This window comes from Roseibium aggregatum IAM 12614 (genome assembly GCF_000168975.1).
Lineage (GTDB): Bacteria > Pseudomonadota > Alphaproteobacteria > Rhizobiales > Stappiaceae > Roseibium > Roseibium aggregatum.
The window spans coordinates 94422-110256 of the sequence record NZ_AAUW01000021.1 but is presented as its reverse complement, the minus strand read 5'-3'; the positions used below and the strand labels follow the sequence as shown (position 1 = coordinate 110256).

The following is a 15835-nucleotide window of genomic DNA, read 5'->3' as shown; positions in this document are numbered from 1 at the left end:
AAGGAAAAAAAATGACCAATTTGAGCAATGTAAGCTCACAGGCGGAGATATCCCCCCCCCACTTGTGATGCTGGAGTTTCACAAGCCCCCGCCACCTTCCGCGACAAGGTTTTCCGTTTCATCACCGGCCGGCCCATGCGCAGGCCTACACCAGCTGGTGTTCAGCAACTTAGAGATGGACAAACGGGCAGGGAAAATACCCTGCGGATGTTGAAACGAAATATCGTTTGGCTTTTCTCCAAGATTTTTCGTTTTAACTGCGGATCATCCCCCAGGGAAATCGGTCCGGCGCTGAAGCAGCTGGTGCCCGGTCTTCCCCGAAAAAACCAAGGCGACTTTGACTTTCAGCTCCTAATGAAAATTTATGACATCCTGGGGAAGTCCGACGACGCGGCTGTAGTCAGGGATGGTTTGAAGTTGCGAAAAAATTCCGGCGACCACCAGCTCTCCCGCCAGCAGAAGAGGCTCGCAGCGAAGAAAAAATATCTCGAGCGCGTCGCCGACATGCTTCGTGGAACCAAAAATATCACCGTAGCGATCAATACACCGGAGAGAAAGCAGCATTTCGAGAATCCAGAACAGTTCAAGCGCTTCATGACGCAGGGCGTCAATATGGAGATCGACAGGTACGCGTCGCCGCCCCAGAACGCCACTCCTCAGGCTTCAGCGGCCGAGGACGACGCTCCTTCGAGCGCTCCGCCGGCGCAGAACATGGACAAAGAGTGGGTCTACTTCCGGCGGAATGGCATCGCTTCGTCTTCTATGCAGTATCGTGTTTATCTCAATGTCAAAAATCATGACGTGCAGCACGTGTTCGGGGACGTTGTAAAGACGATACTGAATGACCCGACAAGGTTCCCGGGCGTTGGAGAGGCAAAAGTGTGTGGCCCCTCGATAAGCGAGGAGATAGCGTTGTCATATACGTGGACAGCAAGGAAAACTTGAAGAAAGTAGTTGATCACGTCAAGGAGTTTCGACGCAAGAAACCGGAACGTTTCATTGATACTGTGCCGGCACTCACAGGAAAGCTGGCGCCCGGCATTTCGGTTGGAAGTGAGCCGACGAAACCCATGAAAGACAAGATCATGACACTGGCTAATAAATACCTGGATCACAAATCTGCCAACGCGCTAAATAATTCAGGTGTTAGTTTCGGATCGGTCCGCGCGATTTCTTTTACTATTTGCTCCGCCATGACGGAAGCCGACAAGGATTATACTTCCGGACGTAAAACTTATGATGAAGTATACAATAAAAATCTTAAATACGTCTTTCATCAGGTAGGGATTGACGCGGAAAAACCGTATCGGAACCTCGGCGACAATCTGGAACTTGATGTTTTGCAAGACTGAGTAGACGGCTCCTGAGTGACGCCCCGCCGTTCCGCGGCGGGGTTAGCGTATTAGAACCGAGCGTTGAGCGCAGGCTTCCCTTACCCTGGTTTTGGCATCATGAGGCCCGCCCGAATGTGGGCCGCCCGAGGGACGTCCTATGGCGCGTCTAAACCTCAAACAAGAAGCAGATTGACCGATGATCGGCGTTGGAGCGTGGATCATTTATCAAGGGTTTGCCAGTAGGCAGGCGAAGGTCCGCTTTGCGGATTTCCGGGCCAAACTTGCGTACCCAGCGGTGGATGGTCGAGGCGTCGACCGCAACCGCCTTGCTCGGCCAACAGCTCTCGCATATCTCGGCATGACAGCGGTCCCGGCGCACCGCCAGCAAGATGATTTCGCGCGGAAACCGACGTCGCTCGAATGGATTGCACCGGGCCATCGCTCACTCCACAGTTTGGGACGATGGTCTGTCTGACATCCCGAAGATTTATGCAACGGGCCCGTCCTAAAAGGCACAGCCCCAATAGGCTGTATCTGCTTACCTTGCAGGAGTGGCTAATTATATCGGAAAAAATACCATGACAAATCCGGCTCGCGTTCCCCCCAACGTTGGAAGATTGATCGATTGGTTTAACGCCAACGATAGATATTATTCGGAGCTAAACGCATGCAAGCGAAAAATTACAATTGCCAACGGCTCTAAACCAGCAAGCAAAAATACTGATGACAAAAAAATAGGTTCACTTAGGGAAAAGTCACCGTCCAATAAACATGAATTAGTCTTAAACTGCCGAAAAGCGATGAATACTGTATTTCAGAAAAACAATTCAGACAGCAAAACGAAAGATGGATCTAGGTTTAATCACGCCAACGATAGCGGTATGACATTAAAGGACGCGGAATTCATTGAAAAAAACTCAGAAGAGTTACTCGCAAAGCTGAAGCGTGAAGCGGCAGCCAACAAATTTTCGCTACGTGGCATTGATTTGAGCGGTATCGTCTTTGGACCTGAAAGTGATTTTAGCGGTTTAGATCTTCGTGGAGCAATTTTCGATAATTGTGACTTGACCGGCGCATCGTTCGACGGAGCAAACTTGGAAGGCGCGAGCTTCAAGAACGTTGTTGCCATTGGGACAACTTTCATCAACGCGCGGATGTTAAATGCGAATTTGTCTGACGGAAATTTTCGTGATTCAGATTTTACTGACGCGGACTTGAAGCAAACAAACGTTTGGGGAGCAGCATTTTATGAGGTAACATTTCAAAGAACAGACATACGCGGAGCGTATTGGAAGGATACGTACGAAACAGAAGTAATGCATGAAGATGACGAAATCCGTTCTCTCTCTGGTGAATGCGATAAACAAAGCTCGCCACGCGCACTATCCTTCGATGAACAGAGCTGGCCACACGCACCATCCTTCGACTTGTGAGATCGAGATACAAAATTAGCCCGCGTAAATCACGGTGATGGGCGATTGTGTGCCTGAAGCTATGATGTTGTCGCGTTTGCGGTGTTTTTAGGCACGTGTTTTGGTGCGCCGGATTTGATCCGTCGTTCTGGGTGTCGGGGCTTGCGGGTTTCGGTGGGCGGGTTCGTTTCGGGGGCCGCTTGCCCCGTAGTTTATGTGACGAGCCGCGGAATGCGGTCGAGGACGATGCGCAGGATAGCTTGGTCCGGGCAGGATGTCGGGAGGTGCAGGCGGATTTGGGTTTTCATCTCGACCACGCGGGCGGCGATCTTGAGGAGGCGCAATCGCAGCGTTGATCAGCCCCACTTGAGTGGTCCAGTTTGATTGTTAGTGCATGGCCGGTCTTTGGTCCATCGGGATGATGGTTTCGGGAGCCGGTGGGCGGTAACCCAATGCGCTGTGCGGTCTCTTGGTGTTGTAGTGCTTCCTCCATTTTTCGATCAGGATTTGCGCTTCATGCAGCCCATAGAAGATTTCACCGTCGAGCAGTTCATCGCGGAACCTGGCGTTGAAGCTCTCGCAATAACCGTTCTCCCAAGGTGAGCCTGGCTCGATGTAGGCGGTCCTGGCGCCGACGGCCTTGATCCAGTCCCGCACGGCATGGGCAACGAACTCCGGACCATTGTCAGATCGTATGAACGTAGGCACACCGCGCAGGATGAACAGGTCGCTCAAGGCGTCAATGACATCGGTCGAGTTCAGCTTTCGTTTGACCCGGATCGCCAGGCACTCCCGGCTGAACTCGTCGAGGATGTTCAAGGTTCGGAACACCTTGCCGTCATCGGTGCGACAATGGACGAAGTCGTAGCTCCAGACGTGGTTGCGATACTCGGGCCGGAGACGGAGGCATGAGCCGTCATTCAACCAGAGCCGTCCCTTCTTCGGCTGTTTCGCCGGCACCTTCAGCCCCTCCCGCCGCCATAGCCGTTCGACACGCTTGTCGTTCACCTGCCAGCCAGCATCCCTCAACAGAGCCGCAATCCGGCGATAGCCATAGCGGCCATACTGTCGGGCAAGCGCGATCATATCCTCGACCAGGCGCTCTTCATCGGCACGCCCTCGTGGTCGCCGCCTCTGGGTAGAGCGATGCTGGCCCAACACAAGGCAGACACGACGCTCGGAGAGCTTCATTTGGCTGCGCACATGATCGATGCAGGCACGCCGACGGGCGGGGCTCAGAAGTTTCCCCGTGCGGCCTCGGCAAGGATCAGCTTGTCCAGTGTCAGATCGGAGACCGCCTTGCGGAGACGCTCATTTTCCTTTTGAAGCCGTTTGAGCTCTTTCAGTTGGTCGGTTCCCATGCCGCCATACTGCTTGCGCCAGCGGTAGTAGGTCTGCTCGGTTATGCGAACTTCCCGGATCGCATCAATCCGCGCCATTCCCTGGCCGACAAGAACCTCAACCTGCCGCAGCTTCGTGACAATCTCTTCCGGCTTGTGTCGCTTGTTTCCCATCTATGATCCTCCGTTTTCCTAAACATAACGGCGGACCAATTCATTGGGGGAGGATCACGGAAACGCCGCAACCGTTTTTCCATAAGAGGAGCGTAGGCCAGAACCCACCGGTTGATGGTGTTGTGGTCCACCTCAAAGCCGCGTTCCAGGAACATTTCCTCCAGGTCCCGATAGCTCAGCGGATAACGCAAGTACCAGGAGATTGCCTGGATGATCAGCCAGGCCTCGAACTGTCTGCCTTTGAAGTCATCCTTCGACTGGCGTTTCAGTTTTTCAACGATGGCACTCAGAATCATGACGCGGAACTCCAATTTCTGGAGCGCTCTTTCAACAGCCAAATCTCAAGGCGTGGTTAACGCGAAAAACTTTGCAACACGCCCGTAACGAGCATTGATGTACCAAAAAGCACACCAATCTTAGATTTTTTATCGTTGTATCCACACCCCTTGATTGTCCTTCCGGGAAGGGGAATCTGGGATAATCGAGTGACTTTGAAGGAGCAAATATGTCCATCACAATCAAAAAAGCTGTCATCTCCGAAGCTAAGAAAGCCATGTTGGCAGAAGCAATTGCTTGTCGCGACACGCTCTGTGACGGAAATCCAAACTGCACTGTTTTGCCGTTCTGATTAAGCAGACCACTCCGAAGGAAATCGGAGTGGTCATTTGTAAAGCCAATGATGATAAAATTATTAATAGAAATTGCAAAGAAGCAAAAGACATATGCGAAAGTTGGACTGTCGGTTGCTATTGTAACGTCAATAACTTTCTCTCTCCTGAACACCTTGTCAACATACTTCTTGTCAAAAGCTTTTTCACTAGCCGAGAAAAGCTCGGACGAATTTGTCAGCATGCTCGTCTACTTCGTTCTGACGTTCGTCGTGGCACGATTGTTGTTTGAACCGAGATGGATTGCCTACGCCTTTTGGGACGGGGAATACATAAAGTCATACCTTTCGAAGACATATGTCGAGGCGATGAGAGGACTATCGCCAAATAGTGAATCTCGTGAGCGAATTGCATCAAGATTGATGCACTCAAGTAAAAACTTACGAGAATTCACAACTAATGTTATATTTTCGATTATTCCGGTGATTTTCGATGTTTTATTCTCAATTTTTGTTATTGCTATATTTTATTCTCATCTTATAGTATCGTTCTCTTTTACTATTTTCGTATATTTTCTGTTCAATCACTACGCCCTCTCAAAGCTCAAAGGGCTTGCGGCCGATACACGCGATACACAGACGCGTGTGGACAGTGTCTTGACCTCACTGATGATAGCGTCCGATGAAACACTCGCACTGAATGCAGTTAACAAGTCATCAAAACTACTATCGATATACCTGGAAAAGAGCAAGAATGCTATTCTTTCGTACAATTTAAAGAGATCTATTCTTGCTTTATTTCAATTCTCTCCAATACTATTATCAATAGTATTGCATAATATTTATTTCTATCACAGCTATACGTCTGGTTCCGTGGACCTTAGTGCGGTCATACTGGTGAACATGCTCCTGTTCACGCTAACCCGTCGTCTGGAAATGCTGAGTACTTCGATACGGCAGGCTCAACTGAGCTGGTCATTCGTATCTGCCACCTGGGACCTGATCAGCGGTACGGCAACTTCATTTAGGTCGCAGGGCAATCCAAACTCTGAAGCAGAGCTTCAAATCGAATGCCGGAATGTCGAGATCAGAGGGGCCCGATTAACTAGTACCCTGAAAAACCTTCGTGTTCGCAAAGGAGACAAGCTGGCACTGGTAGGCCCTTCCGGCTGCGGGAAGAGTTCACTCTTGCGGGCGATTGCAGGATTGATACCCATCAAACACGGCGAAATCATTATCAGGCATGACACTTCCGCCTATACCCCCCGGCTTTCAAGACCGGATGTGACATACAATTCGGCATCTCCGGTTATTTACCCGACGACCTTGACAGAAAATCTGCATTTCTTCGATCGGGAAACAAATGTGAGCGCTTATGAAATATTGAAATCGCTAGACCTGGCAATACCGGCAGACAATGAAATCGATTTTTCCAGTAGTGCGCCGTCGTTTTCGCTAGGACAGCTGAAGAGAATTCACCTAGCGCGAGCGATAACAAGCAACGCTCCAATAATATTGATCGATGAGCCGTTCGCGAACATCGAGAAGAGGCTTGCGAGAAAAGTTTCTGATTTGTTGATCAACCTCGATTGTACCGTGATTATTGCATCGCAAGATACTGACAACACCGAAAACTTCACTCGAATAATTCACTTTCAGGAACAGGAGGACAGGAGTGTCGAATATAACTAAAGAACAAATATTGGAAACATTTCTAAATGAGTCAATGTTTCTATATTTCACTCAAAAAATTTCCCACAACGACGAAACAGAACTCAGGACTAAAATTTCTGAACTTCTGAAGTTCTTAATGCTTTGCTGCCACGACGACCTAAAAGGAGAAGTCCTATTTTCGGAGGCAATAGATAATATTTGGCATTATTGGATACTCCAGACTCAGCAGTATCAAGATCTTTGCAAAAAATTGCCAACAGGAAAATTCGTCCACCACTCGTCTAACGATTACAGGGAAAACGAGATGACTGTTGAACCGGATAAGATTGCACAAAGGAATCTGGATTTCTTCAGTAGTTACATTGAAAACTTTGGAGAAATCGCCGATGAAACGCTGACTTACTGGCCCGGGGCACTCGAGATTATGAGCCTTTATTCTTGGGATCTGAGAACTTTTAACAGTGAACTGGCTCAACTATCGGCTTAGAGAGGCTTGGGAACGATGAATTCAGCCGTGACCTTTCCCGCTCAGTTTCTCCGAAATTGCTTCGATTATGAGGATTTCGGGGAAGAAAAAAACATTAACAAGCCTACCTATTCTTGCTCATTGCGCGAATTCCGCAAAGCGTTCGCCAGTCAAGGTTTTGCGCTCATCAAAGGATACTTCAAGCCCGGAGAGACCCACGCCAGGTTGCCTTCTTGGTTAGATCATGGGGGCATTGGCGACCTCATGGCACAGAATAACCGGGGTGACCAAAGCCTGGAGATCAAGCCACGGAATGGGGAGCATCGAGAACTTATTTACACTGAGAAGGGGCAACCTGCCCACTGTGACAGCGCCTATCATGAGACCATGCCGGATATCGTTATGTTGGGATGCTCGAAGGCAGCTTCGTCCGGTGGGTTGTCGATCATAATAGATATCAGGTCGCTCTTGTCCGATCATCACATGGAGTATCTGAAAGAGCGCTTGCGAGCGCACCAACAGATAGACGTCATATACTCAAAGCGGAATATCCGTGTGGAAAAGCCGTTTGTGAAGATGAACCCAAATACTGAACGGGCCGAGTTCGCTTTCACACCATTTGCATTGTCTGCCATGTTCAAGAGCAAGGAAGACGCCAATCTATATGATTGTATTATTCAAAATAGCAATTCACCGACATATTCCAGATATTTTTTGCTTGAAGATGGCGATTTTGTAATTCTTGATAATACTTCCATGCTTCATGGTAGGACGGCATTCGCGGGAGAGAGAAGTCTTAGCCGTTTCTGGTTCAAAGCCAATAGAACGGACCATACCTTAGGGATGGCGGTCTGAGCATGAACTACTTTGTAAAAACCGTCGTAGTCGCGGACCAGGCTACGTCACTCATCGACATAATTGTTGATCAACTCAACCAGGGCATTGGGGTGTTGATCATTCGAAACGTGCACCTGCAAGTTCACCATCTCGAGCGTCTCGCGCACGCGCTAGGCACTCCCGTGGAGTTAAAGTCATTCCACGCCAACGGTAGCAATGTTGTCTTAGATTTGAAAAGCCATGGGGAGGACGGACAACTCTCCGACCTGTATCGATTTGGGAGAAGTTGGCACACAGACTATACGACAACTTCTATTACAGGAGGATACACGGCCCTTTACTGCTTGGACGCCCCAGAAGTCGGTGGGGGCACAAAGTTTATTTCGCTTGATACAAGAGAGTTGCCCGAGAGCGCGCGTTCTCTAATCGAAAAATTCTGTGGCAGAAACCCGTGTGAAGTGGATGTTGAACACTCCAACCCCAAGGCAGACAAGACGATGAAATCAGCCATGCATCCGTTATTCCGAAAGGGAATGAAAGGGGAGGGGTGCTATATCAGTCTTGGAAGCTTTGCATATTCAAGAGCGCTGATTGAAAATCAGGGGTTCATCAGAAATATGTACAATGTCCTGGAACAGGAAGGGAAATCCCATGTCGCCGAATGTTCCCGAAACCAATTGATTGTGTGGAACAACGCTTACGTTGCGCACAAGGCAATGCCATATAATTCAGAACAATACAGGAGGCACATGCTCCGTATTGCTACTTGGGGAACCCGCCCGTTGCGGAGCTCCCCGTTGCCGTGGAGGGCGGAATCCAACGGTCCTAACAATGACCCTGACCCGCACATCTCCGATTTTTAGGCGGCGACTGCGCGGCAATGCGCCACTGCTCCCCAGCAGATTTGAGCTCCCGGAGCGCGATCGACGTTCCTCTCAGCCTTCAGCCTTCAGTTCCGGGCACGACAATGCTGCATGTCTGGTCACGCCCGGCCTTTGCGGCGGCCGCCCGGCATTTCTCGATGGCCTCGTTATTGGCATAAACCAGCTGGCTGGCTGTGCTCATGAACTGCGCGCTGGCAGGATCGCCGGCACTCATCATGGCAAAGCCGGCATTCCAGCGCGGAGGACGGCGGCGACCCGCGCGGCGAGAGCGTCGGGCAGACAGACCAGAACCGCACCGACCAGGAGCATTCCGGCCACCAGACCACCGAGGCCGGTATAGCAAAGGCTTCTGTTCTGGGTTTCCCTGTCTCGTGCACTCCTGGTATAGGCGGCGAGATTCCGGGCTTCGCGCGCCAGATCGCTGGTGGCCTCCTCCACTTTGCGCGATAGTGATTTTACCAGCCCGTCCCCGCCCTGTTCGGCGGCGCGCGTCAGCTGGCCCGGCTGAAGCCGGAGCACCGGCAATTGCTCGATCGCCTGCAGACGCTCCCCGGTCCGGGCAAGGCTTTCCACCAGACGGCCGAGATCGGCACGGGATTGCCAACTTATTTTGTACGGCCGGCAAGATGCCCTGCTTTGGACGGATTTCAGGCGTTCATTTCGCCGGTGTAGTCGTGCCATCAGCCGAATGCATCAGCCCTTGCGTGCCGGTATGAGGCGGCCGACAGGGTGCAGCGGCGTGGCCGGAAGATCGTGTTGATCTGATCGTGGGCAGACAGGAACCGTTGCGCTTGCCGGGGCGATTTGAACCGGCCCATTATTTTCTCCCGCTTGCGGGTCGGGCGATGGGAATTCTCGATCCTGTTGTTCAACCCCTTGTGAGCGCGATGATCGGCATCCGGCGCCAGGGACTGGACCGGCTTGGTGTAGCTGCGTAATTTGTCGCTCACCACAACCCTGGGCTCGCCGAATTGCGTGACCAGCCCGCCGAAGAAACGCTTGGCTGCCTTTGCATTGCGATGGGCTTGAACCAGGATGTCGAGCACATCTCCGTCGCCGTCAATCGCCCGCCAGAGCCAGTATTTCACACCGCCGATGACAATCACCACTTCATCAAGGTGCCACTTGTTGTCGGGCTTGGGCCGGTCCCGGCGAATGCAGCGCGCGAAATGCCGACCAAACCGGTTCACCCAGGTGCGGATCGTTTCCCGGCTGACACCAATCCCCTGCTCCGCCAGGAGATCTTCAACATCTGCCGTACTCAACGCAAAACGATGATACGCCCAGACTGCGTAGGAAATGATCGACCTGGGAAAACGGAAGCCCTTAAGGCGCGGCAAATCTGAATTCTGAAACATCACGGTGACCTACCAAACCAAAACCCAATCAACAAGTTGGCGAGGCCCCTCAGAGAGTTTCCGAAGAGTCTGATTAAGCGGGGCGGGGCACGATTGAACCCGGGCAGTGTCGAATGTCACAGGTCCGGCGCCACCCGCCTATTAGATTGGCTTTATCGGCAACGGATTACAGCGCGAACAGATGAACAATCCAATGAAACTCGAAGAGCAGATCAAGGCGGCATCAGACACATTCATTACGATGTTGGAAACGCATTTCACGGCCTGGAAATTGTCAAACCCAGAACGCGCGATCGCCTGGCTGGGTCTGCGGGGGTACGAAGTCTTCGCATGCGCGGACATTCTTGATTTGTCTGAAGCGGAGGTGATTTCGCACCAAAGTTCCGTTTTCGCAAAGGTAGGTGTTACCTGTTGGCCGCAATTGAAAAACTTCATGACGGACCAGCTTTTTTTCGGGTCGAAGCACAAGGGCTACTGCCCGTTTGTCTGGAATTGAGCGCGCGACACTTTTCATAACGGTCCAAATTCACGGGAGTTGACAGGCATGAGAGCATATTCGCCAACGGAAACACTGTTCGTCGCCGCGAGCGAATTTGTGCCGGCACATGCTTGCCTGGTTCGCGCGGGGTTCGCACAGGACAAGGATGGTACCCCGCTTTTCAAATACGACCCGTGCGGTTCGGAAGCGTTCTGGGATAAGCAATCGATTGCCAGAAACGGGGAGGGCCTGCGCCTTTTCGTCGATAAAAATGGCCAGGTCTGGACCGAGGATCAGATCGAACTGGGCGCTTAAGCGCGACACGCCATGGGGGATAGGCTGAAAGCACATACCCTGGACACCCAGAGAGCCGGGCCTCGGCCGGCGCCTCGGTTTTCAACAAGATGACTTCCCTCGGGCGCTCCGCGTTCGAGCGCATCTCATGATGCCAGAAATCCGGGAAAGGGATAGCTCCGTTCAATTCCCGGAATTTTACAACATGATCTCCCATTCTTGACCCGCTCCCAAATCGCCAAACGCCTGGCGTCTGCAAATCCTGATTTCTTCGTCCCGTTCTCCACGTTCCTCAAACGTCCGAGACGTTCGATTATCCGCCCAATGATTTATATGAGGCCGTTTCTGTCAATAGGGTTGCAAAGCACCATCACCCGCAGAGCGCGAGTGCTAATACGTTATAGTTCGGACGGTTCGATCGTTGCGCGACGGTCATGCGGATATGCCCGCATCAACTTATATCCGGTAGCTCCATGACGGCTGACCACAATCTTGCATTCACGCGGACGGATCGGGGACGGGTTCACACTTTTTGCCGGCGCTCCGAGGGTGCGCCAATCGTTGACACGACGCCCGTCATCCCGCCCTCAGACCTCTGGCCGGAGGTCTGAAGCTCTTTCGTTCTTCAGTTTATGCCATGGTTGGTGACAGTCGTGCCCTCTCTGGCAGAACGCCTGTTTCCACGTAGCGCCACAGCACAATGGCAAGCTTGCGGGCCAGTGCGATCAGCATAATCCGGCGCATGCGGCCGCCCTGGCCTTGTGTTCGAGTCAGATACCAGCGCGAAAGGGGACTGTCTGGCTGATATTTGATCCAGAGCCAGGCGATCTCAATCAGAATGCGCCGTGCCCACGCGTTGCCAGCCTTGGAAATGCCTTGGCATTTGGTCACAGTTCCGCTGTCGTATGCGCTCGGTGTCAGGCCAAGATACGACGCCAAATGGCGGCGCGATGCGAACGTTCGTGCAAAGACTTCGCGGGCAAGAATGGCGGAGGCTGTTCCGCCGATACCATGAAGCTGCTCAAGATCCAGTCGCTTCTGTTCGACTGCTGGGGACTGCGCATCGGCTGTGTCGCGCTCCTTCTCGACCTCACGCAGTTGATCTTCGACCATGATCAGGCGGGCATATTCGCGCTTTAATTCCGCGAGAAGACGTCGTGGGAGCCTGTGTCCCTCCGCTGTCTGGAGTTGGGTGAAGTCAATGCGGTTTCGGCGCTGCCTTGGTTCAACGTCACGAATGCCCTGGGCAAAGAGCAGCCCCTTGATCCGGTTGACGTGGGCTGTGCGCTCATGGATGAGCCTGTCCCGCTCGCGATGTGACCTGCGTGCGTCTTCTTCTTCGACGCTCAATATGCGCACTTGCGCGCAGACATGACGTTCCCCGCGATCAAGTGCTGCCAGCGCCCTGAGCATTGCCAAAGCATCGATACGATCCGTCTTGACCCGTCGCGCCCGGCGATTGACCTGCAGGCTTGCTGGATCGAGCACGCGAACATCAAAGCCTTGGGCGATCAGAAAGCGGGCAAGCCAGAAACCGTCATGCCCGGCCTCAAAGCAAATGATCATACGCCCACTGCTGTGTGTAGCGGCCAGTCGTCGAAGAAGCCCCTTCGTGTCACCACCAGAAAGTCGATGTATCGACGGCTTGTCGCGGTCCGGATGGGCGATGCCGACGATCCAGCTGCGCTTGCTGAGCTCAATCGCTACGTAGGCCGTCGAGTTTGCGTCGTGATACTGATCCATAGTGTGCCTCCCGTATCAAATTAACGCGGTCAGCCTATCCGAGAGCCAGAGCCGCTCTCATAGGATCTTTTTAAGATGTTCCCTGGGATCGCTTCACATCGACCGCATGGTTTCAACAAAGTCGCGATGCCTGTCTCGATTGATACAGCCGTGGCCGGGAACGTTACCTATTAGCAAAGAGTCACAATGATTGGAGGCTATTTCGGATCTGCTTCCGCGCGAGGCCGCTTGGGCTGAAGGAGATCCGTAGCGGATGGGTGTTCACGGGCCGCCTTGCCTGAAGAGGCGGCTCCGAGCGTGGCCCGGCGAGAACTGCCACGGTTGCGTTCGTGCGTACGGGTAGCACTCGACAGGTGTGGGATTTGTTACGGACCGCGCAAATGGGTTCTGGCTGCGGCGCTTGCGCCTCGGGTCGATGCGTCTGAAGGAGAATGGGATTTGGGCCGAAGGCAACAATCGGGGAGGCGCGCCGGCAGGGTGTTGCTGGTGAAGTAATACATATTTCCTACTAAGTAATAGTATTCTCATAACTCTGGCCGCCGATCAGGCGCCGGAGCGTTTCGCGCTGGCAGAAGCGATATAAAAGCCATATAATTCAATGAGTTGCAAAAATACAACTTGAAAAATCAATGTGGCGCCAATCCGTTTGTACGGCTTGAAAATGCTGAAAAGAGTTGTTCTATTAGTGGTGCAATCAATTGAATTGATGTGGCCAATATTTGATAGATGTGAAATCATACAGAAATTCAACTATCGAATAGTTAAGAAAATCTTTCGATTGCTAGTATAGAGAAAGTTCTGGAGAAAAATAGTGAAAATCAAGATCTTGATGCTCGGCGTCGCGGCAGCGGCCGCTGCCGCGACTTCTGCTCAGGCAGCTGACCTTCCGGTTGCTCCCGAAGCGGTCGATTACGTTCGCGTTTGTGATGGATACGGCGCACGCTTTTACTACATCCCGGGTACCGAGACCTGTCTGCGCGTCGGTGGCCGTGTTCGTACTCAGGTTGTGGTCAACAATGTCCTGGATGGGGGCGCTTGGGGTGATCGTGATTCCAACGGCTATGACTGGCTGGCTCGTGGTTACCTGTACCTCGACGCTCGCACCGCCACCGAATTCGGTACGCTGCGCTCCTATGTTTCCATGTATGGCGATTCGCTCAACGGTGACGACTCCGGATTCGAACTCGAAGAAGCCTACATTCAATGGGGCGGTCTGACCGCTGGTCGTCTGGCTTCAAACTTTGACATCTTCACCGGTCAGACATTCATGGGTGTTGTTGATCGTGACTGGTCCGACGCCACCACGAACCAGATCGCCTACACCGCCGCGTTCGGCAATGGCCTGTCCGCGACCGTCGCTCTGGAAGACCGTTCCGAGCGTGAATTTGGGTACTACGGCGGCACGCGTGCTCCGGACTTTGTAACCGCTCTCGGCCTTTCCCAGGGCTGGGGATCCGCTCAGTTGTCCGGTGTTCTGCATCATGTGTATCCGAGCACAGCGTACAACAACGCGACCGATGGCGAAGACAATCTTGGCTGGGCAGTCGGTGGTGGTGTCGTCATCAATCTGCCGATGGTAGGTGCGGGTTCCAACATCTTCTTCCAGGGTTTCTATGCTGATGGCGCGTTGGCGTACATCACCACTTACGATGGTGTCGCGGACTTCTATGGTGACGAAACCTCAAAAGGCTTCTCGCTGTCTGCGGGTACGTTTATTCAAGCGACGTCCACGATCGGTCTTGCACTGGACGGTTCCTACGCCGACATCGACGCCGCAGGCAATCTGAGTGATGTGACCCGCTACGCAATCGACGGTTCCGTTCAATGGGAGCCTGTCTCCGGGTTCATACTCGGTGCGGACGTTGGCTATGCTAACATCGATGTGGACAACGAGGGCGACCAGGATCAGCTCCTCCTTGGTGTTCGTATGCAGCGAACGTTTTAATTCTGGATATACCTGACTGAGGTCCAGGCCTTTTAGTCAGTCTACGGTCCGGCGGGCTCCATGCTGCCGGACCGCCCCTTCAATCCGCTTTGAAGTCCTCGGAGCCATGTTCGGAATTGGGTGACGCGGCCGATCAGGCGGCACGTTGATCTGGTATGGCGGTCTCCGCGACACCGTTTGTGAATTTGATAGCTTGGACGGGCATCGCCAAGATGTTCACGGTTGGTTGCAATAGGGCGTTATAGGCTCGAATTTATGCAGCGATCCCGGCCATACAGCGTGCCTGTGAGCTGCAAGTATCAGCCCCGGTTTGACGCCGGGATTTTACGTTGAGAGTGGAGCGGCGGGGGCGAAGGGAGACCTGATCCTGGTTTCCTGGAATTCGTTCGGCGTGATCTTGCGATTTGAACCGCCCTGGGATTTCCTCTCGTTTTCGCACCGTGCGGTGCAAGCCTTCCGACATGTTATTGAGCCCTTCGTGGGCTCTGTGAGTGGCATTGGAGCCCAACGGGCTTGCCGTCGCAGCGCGGCTTGTCTGTCACGATAATGCGCGGTTCGTCATGCGCATCCACCAGACGCTTGAGGAAAAGGCGGGCGGCCCAGGAATTTCGCTGACGCTGAACCGGAACGTCGAAAACATCACCCGCGCTTTCAACGGCCCGCCAGAGCCGGCATAGCCGCCCATTGATGGTCATCGCCAGCTCGTCCGGCCGCCACGTGCCCCCCCGGCCCGGGTCGGTCCCGGCGAATGCGGTTGGCGAGGTGCTTTCCAAACCGGTTCATCCAAGTGTGAACCCCACGCTCGGCCAGAATATCCTCAAAATCAACGGTACTCATATGGAACCGGAAACAACCGCATACAGCGCGGGCAATGACTTCACGCGAACAACGAAAGCCCTTCAGGCGGATCCGGATTGGACGGGTACAGATGCCGGGGACGTACAGCTTGCGGATGAGGCAGGATTTTTCTGCCTGTCGGTGATTTCACTCTGGGGACTGGACGCACGTTTGGATTTGCCGTTGGTACCCGATTGAGCAAATCGATACGCGCTGAAGCCCTTTTTCAGTACCGGCAAGGTCACAGTTTCGACCCGAGCCTGCAGAATTTTTTAGGTTAGGATTTTGGGCTCCAGGCGGATGTGATTTCCTACTCGCTAATGCTGGGCGGTATCTATGACACGTTCACCTTCGATGTCGGCAACCTCGCGATTACCCCCAATGTGGCGGGCTATGTGGGCGTGTCCCACAATGGAACCGGCGACTTGGAGGTTTCCGTCGGCTCGCAAAAG

At 52.9% G+C, this 15835-nt stretch carries 16 protein-coding genes and 3 pseudogenes; 11 read left to right on the top strand and 8 right to left on the bottom strand.

Annotation, left to right across the window (positions count from 1 at the left end; genetic code table 11):
- Window positions 1–207: 207 nt before the first annotated feature.
- The 3 genes from SIAM614_RS24625 (at window position 208) to SIAM614_RS30825 (ending at window position 2767) form a co-directional block, all read left to right on the top strand.
- The gene (locus SIAM614_RS24625) at window positions 208–945 is read left to right on the top strand and encodes a hypothetical protein (protein WP_006938728.1); all 738 of its coding nucleotides are present in this window, start codon (window positions 208–210) and stop codon (window positions 943–945) included.
- Window positions 942–1352: a hypothetical protein gene (locus tag SIAM614_RS24620; RefSeq protein ID WP_006938726.1), complete on the top strand. Its 411-nt coding sequence runs from the start codon at window positions 942–944 to the stop codon at window positions 1350–1352. The genes SIAM614_RS24625 and SIAM614_RS24620 overlap by 4 nt, the downstream gene beginning before the upstream one ends.
- A 560-nt stretch (window positions 1353–1912) precedes the next feature.
- Window positions 1913–2767, top strand: a complete 855-nt coding sequence (locus tag SIAM614_RS30825) for a pentapeptide repeat-containing protein (RefSeq protein ID WP_081455343.1) — start codon at window positions 1913–1915, stop codon at window positions 2765–2767.
- A 191-nt stretch (window positions 2768–2958) separates the two neighbouring features.
- Here the strand turns inward: SIAM614_RS30825 and SIAM614_RS24605 are convergent.
- The 3 genes and pseudogenes from SIAM614_RS24605 to SIAM614_RS31420 form a co-directional block, all read right to left on the bottom strand.
- Window positions 2959–3099 (bottom strand): annotated as a pseudogene (locus SIAM614_RS24605) (transposase); the annotation flags it as partial.
- Between the two features lie 34 nt (window positions 3100–3133).
- A protein-coding gene (locus SIAM614_RS31425) for an IS3 family transposase (RefSeq protein WP_085956414.1) occupies window positions 3134–4260 on the bottom strand; the annotation gives its coding sequence in 2 pieces (ribosomal slippage) (window positions 3134–3996 and window positions 3996–4260; 1128 coding nt in all).
- Window positions 4261–4310: 50 nt separating this feature from the next.
- Window positions 4311–4556: pseudogene (locus SIAM614_RS31420) on the bottom strand (IS6 family transposase); the annotation flags it as partial.
- A 209-nt stretch (window positions 4557–4765) separates the two neighbouring features.
- On the opposite strand from SIAM614_RS31420, the gene SIAM614_RS33355 reads away from it, so the two are divergent.
- From SIAM614_RS33355 to SIAM614_RS24570, 5 genes are read left to right on the top strand one after another with little or no spacing between them, the layout of a single operon-like run.
- On the top strand, window positions 4766–4888 hold the full coding sequence (locus SIAM614_RS33355; RefSeq protein ID WP_267871949.1) for a hypothetical protein: 123 nt from the start codon (window positions 4766–4768) through the stop codon (window positions 4886–4888).
- A 48-nt stretch (window positions 4889–4936) separates the two neighbouring features.
- A complete protein-coding gene (locus SIAM614_RS24585) occupies window positions 4937–6559 on the top strand; it encodes an ABC transporter ATP-binding protein (RefSeq protein ID WP_006938712.1) in 1623 nt (540 codons plus the stop codon).
- Window positions 6543–7028, top strand: a complete 486-nt coding sequence (locus SIAM614_RS24580; RefSeq protein ID WP_157140067.1) for a hypothetical protein — start codon at window positions 6543–6545, stop codon at window positions 7026–7028. The genes SIAM614_RS24585 and SIAM614_RS24580 overlap by 17 nt, the downstream gene beginning before the upstream one ends.
- 15 nt (window positions 7029–7043) lie before the next feature.
- A complete protein-coding gene (locus SIAM614_RS24575) occupies window positions 7044–7862 on the top strand; it encodes a TauD/TfdA family dioxygenase (RefSeq protein ID WP_006938710.1) in 819 nt (272 codons plus the stop codon).
- A 2-nt stretch (window positions 7863–7864) separates the two neighbouring features.
- Complete coding sequence (locus tag SIAM614_RS24570) at window positions 7865–8707, top strand: TauD/TfdA family dioxygenase (RefSeq protein ID WP_006938709.1); 843 nt, start codon at window positions 7865–7867, stop codon at window positions 8705–8707.
- Between the two features lie 79 nt (window positions 8708–8786).
- Here the strand turns inward: SIAM614_RS24570 and SIAM614_RS33350 are convergent, their stop codons facing one another.
- The 3 genes from SIAM614_RS33350 to SIAM614_RS24560 are packed head-to-tail and all read right to left on the bottom strand — an operon-like array spanning window position 8787 to window position 10086.
- A complete protein-coding gene (locus tag SIAM614_RS33350; protein WP_006938707.1) occupies window positions 8787–8945 on the bottom strand; it encodes a DUF6118 family protein in 159 nt (52 codons plus the stop codon).
- Window positions 8942–9409 (bottom strand): DUF6118 family protein, encoded by a 468-nt coding sequence (locus SIAM614_RS24565; protein WP_157140066.1) that lies wholly within the window; start codon window positions 9407–9409, stop codon window positions 8942–8944. The genes SIAM614_RS33350 and SIAM614_RS24565 overlap by 4 nt, the downstream gene beginning before the upstream one ends.
- A complete protein-coding gene (locus tag SIAM614_RS24560) occupies window positions 9409–10086 on the bottom strand; it encodes an IS6 family transposase (protein ID WP_006938702.1) in 678 nt (225 codons plus the stop codon). Before SIAM614_RS24560 ends, SIAM614_RS24565 begins: the two co-directional genes overlap by 1 nt.
- A gap of 193 nt (window positions 10087–10279) precedes the next feature.
- On the opposite strand from SIAM614_RS24560, the gene SIAM614_RS24555 reads away from it, so the two are divergent.
- Both SIAM614_RS24555 and SIAM614_RS24550 read left to right on the top strand, forming a co-directional pair.
- The gene (locus SIAM614_RS24555) at window positions 10280–10582 is read left to right on the top strand and encodes a hypothetical protein (RefSeq protein ID WP_040441018.1); all 303 of its coding nucleotides are present in this window, start codon (window positions 10280–10282) and stop codon (window positions 10580–10582) included.
- 48 nt (window positions 10583–10630) lie between these two features.
- Window positions 10631–10879, top strand: a complete 249-nt coding sequence (locus SIAM614_RS24550; RefSeq protein ID WP_006938698.1) for an Ntn hydrolase family protein — start codon at window positions 10631–10633, stop codon at window positions 10877–10879.
- A 609-nt stretch (window positions 10880–11488) separates the two neighbouring features.
- Here the strand turns inward: SIAM614_RS24550 and SIAM614_RS24545 are convergent.
- A complete protein-coding gene (locus SIAM614_RS24545) occupies window positions 11489–12601 on the bottom strand; it encodes an IS110 family RNA-guided transposase (RefSeq protein ID WP_006931135.1) in 1113 nt (370 codons plus the stop codon).
- Window positions 12602–13412: 811 nt separating this feature from the next.
- On the opposite strand from SIAM614_RS24545, the gene SIAM614_RS24540 reads away from it, so the two are divergent.
- Window positions 13413–14546, top strand: a complete 1134-nt coding sequence (locus SIAM614_RS24540) for a porin (protein WP_006938695.1) — start codon at window positions 13413–13415, stop codon at window positions 14544–14546.
- A gap of 253 nt (window positions 14547–14799) precedes the next feature.
- On the opposite strand, the pseudogene SIAM614_RS33580 reads toward SIAM614_RS24540, so the two are convergent.
- A pseudogene (locus SIAM614_RS33580) lies at window positions 14800–15476 on the bottom strand (IS6 family transposase).
- Between the last annotated feature and the right edge of the window lie 359 nt (window positions 15477–15835).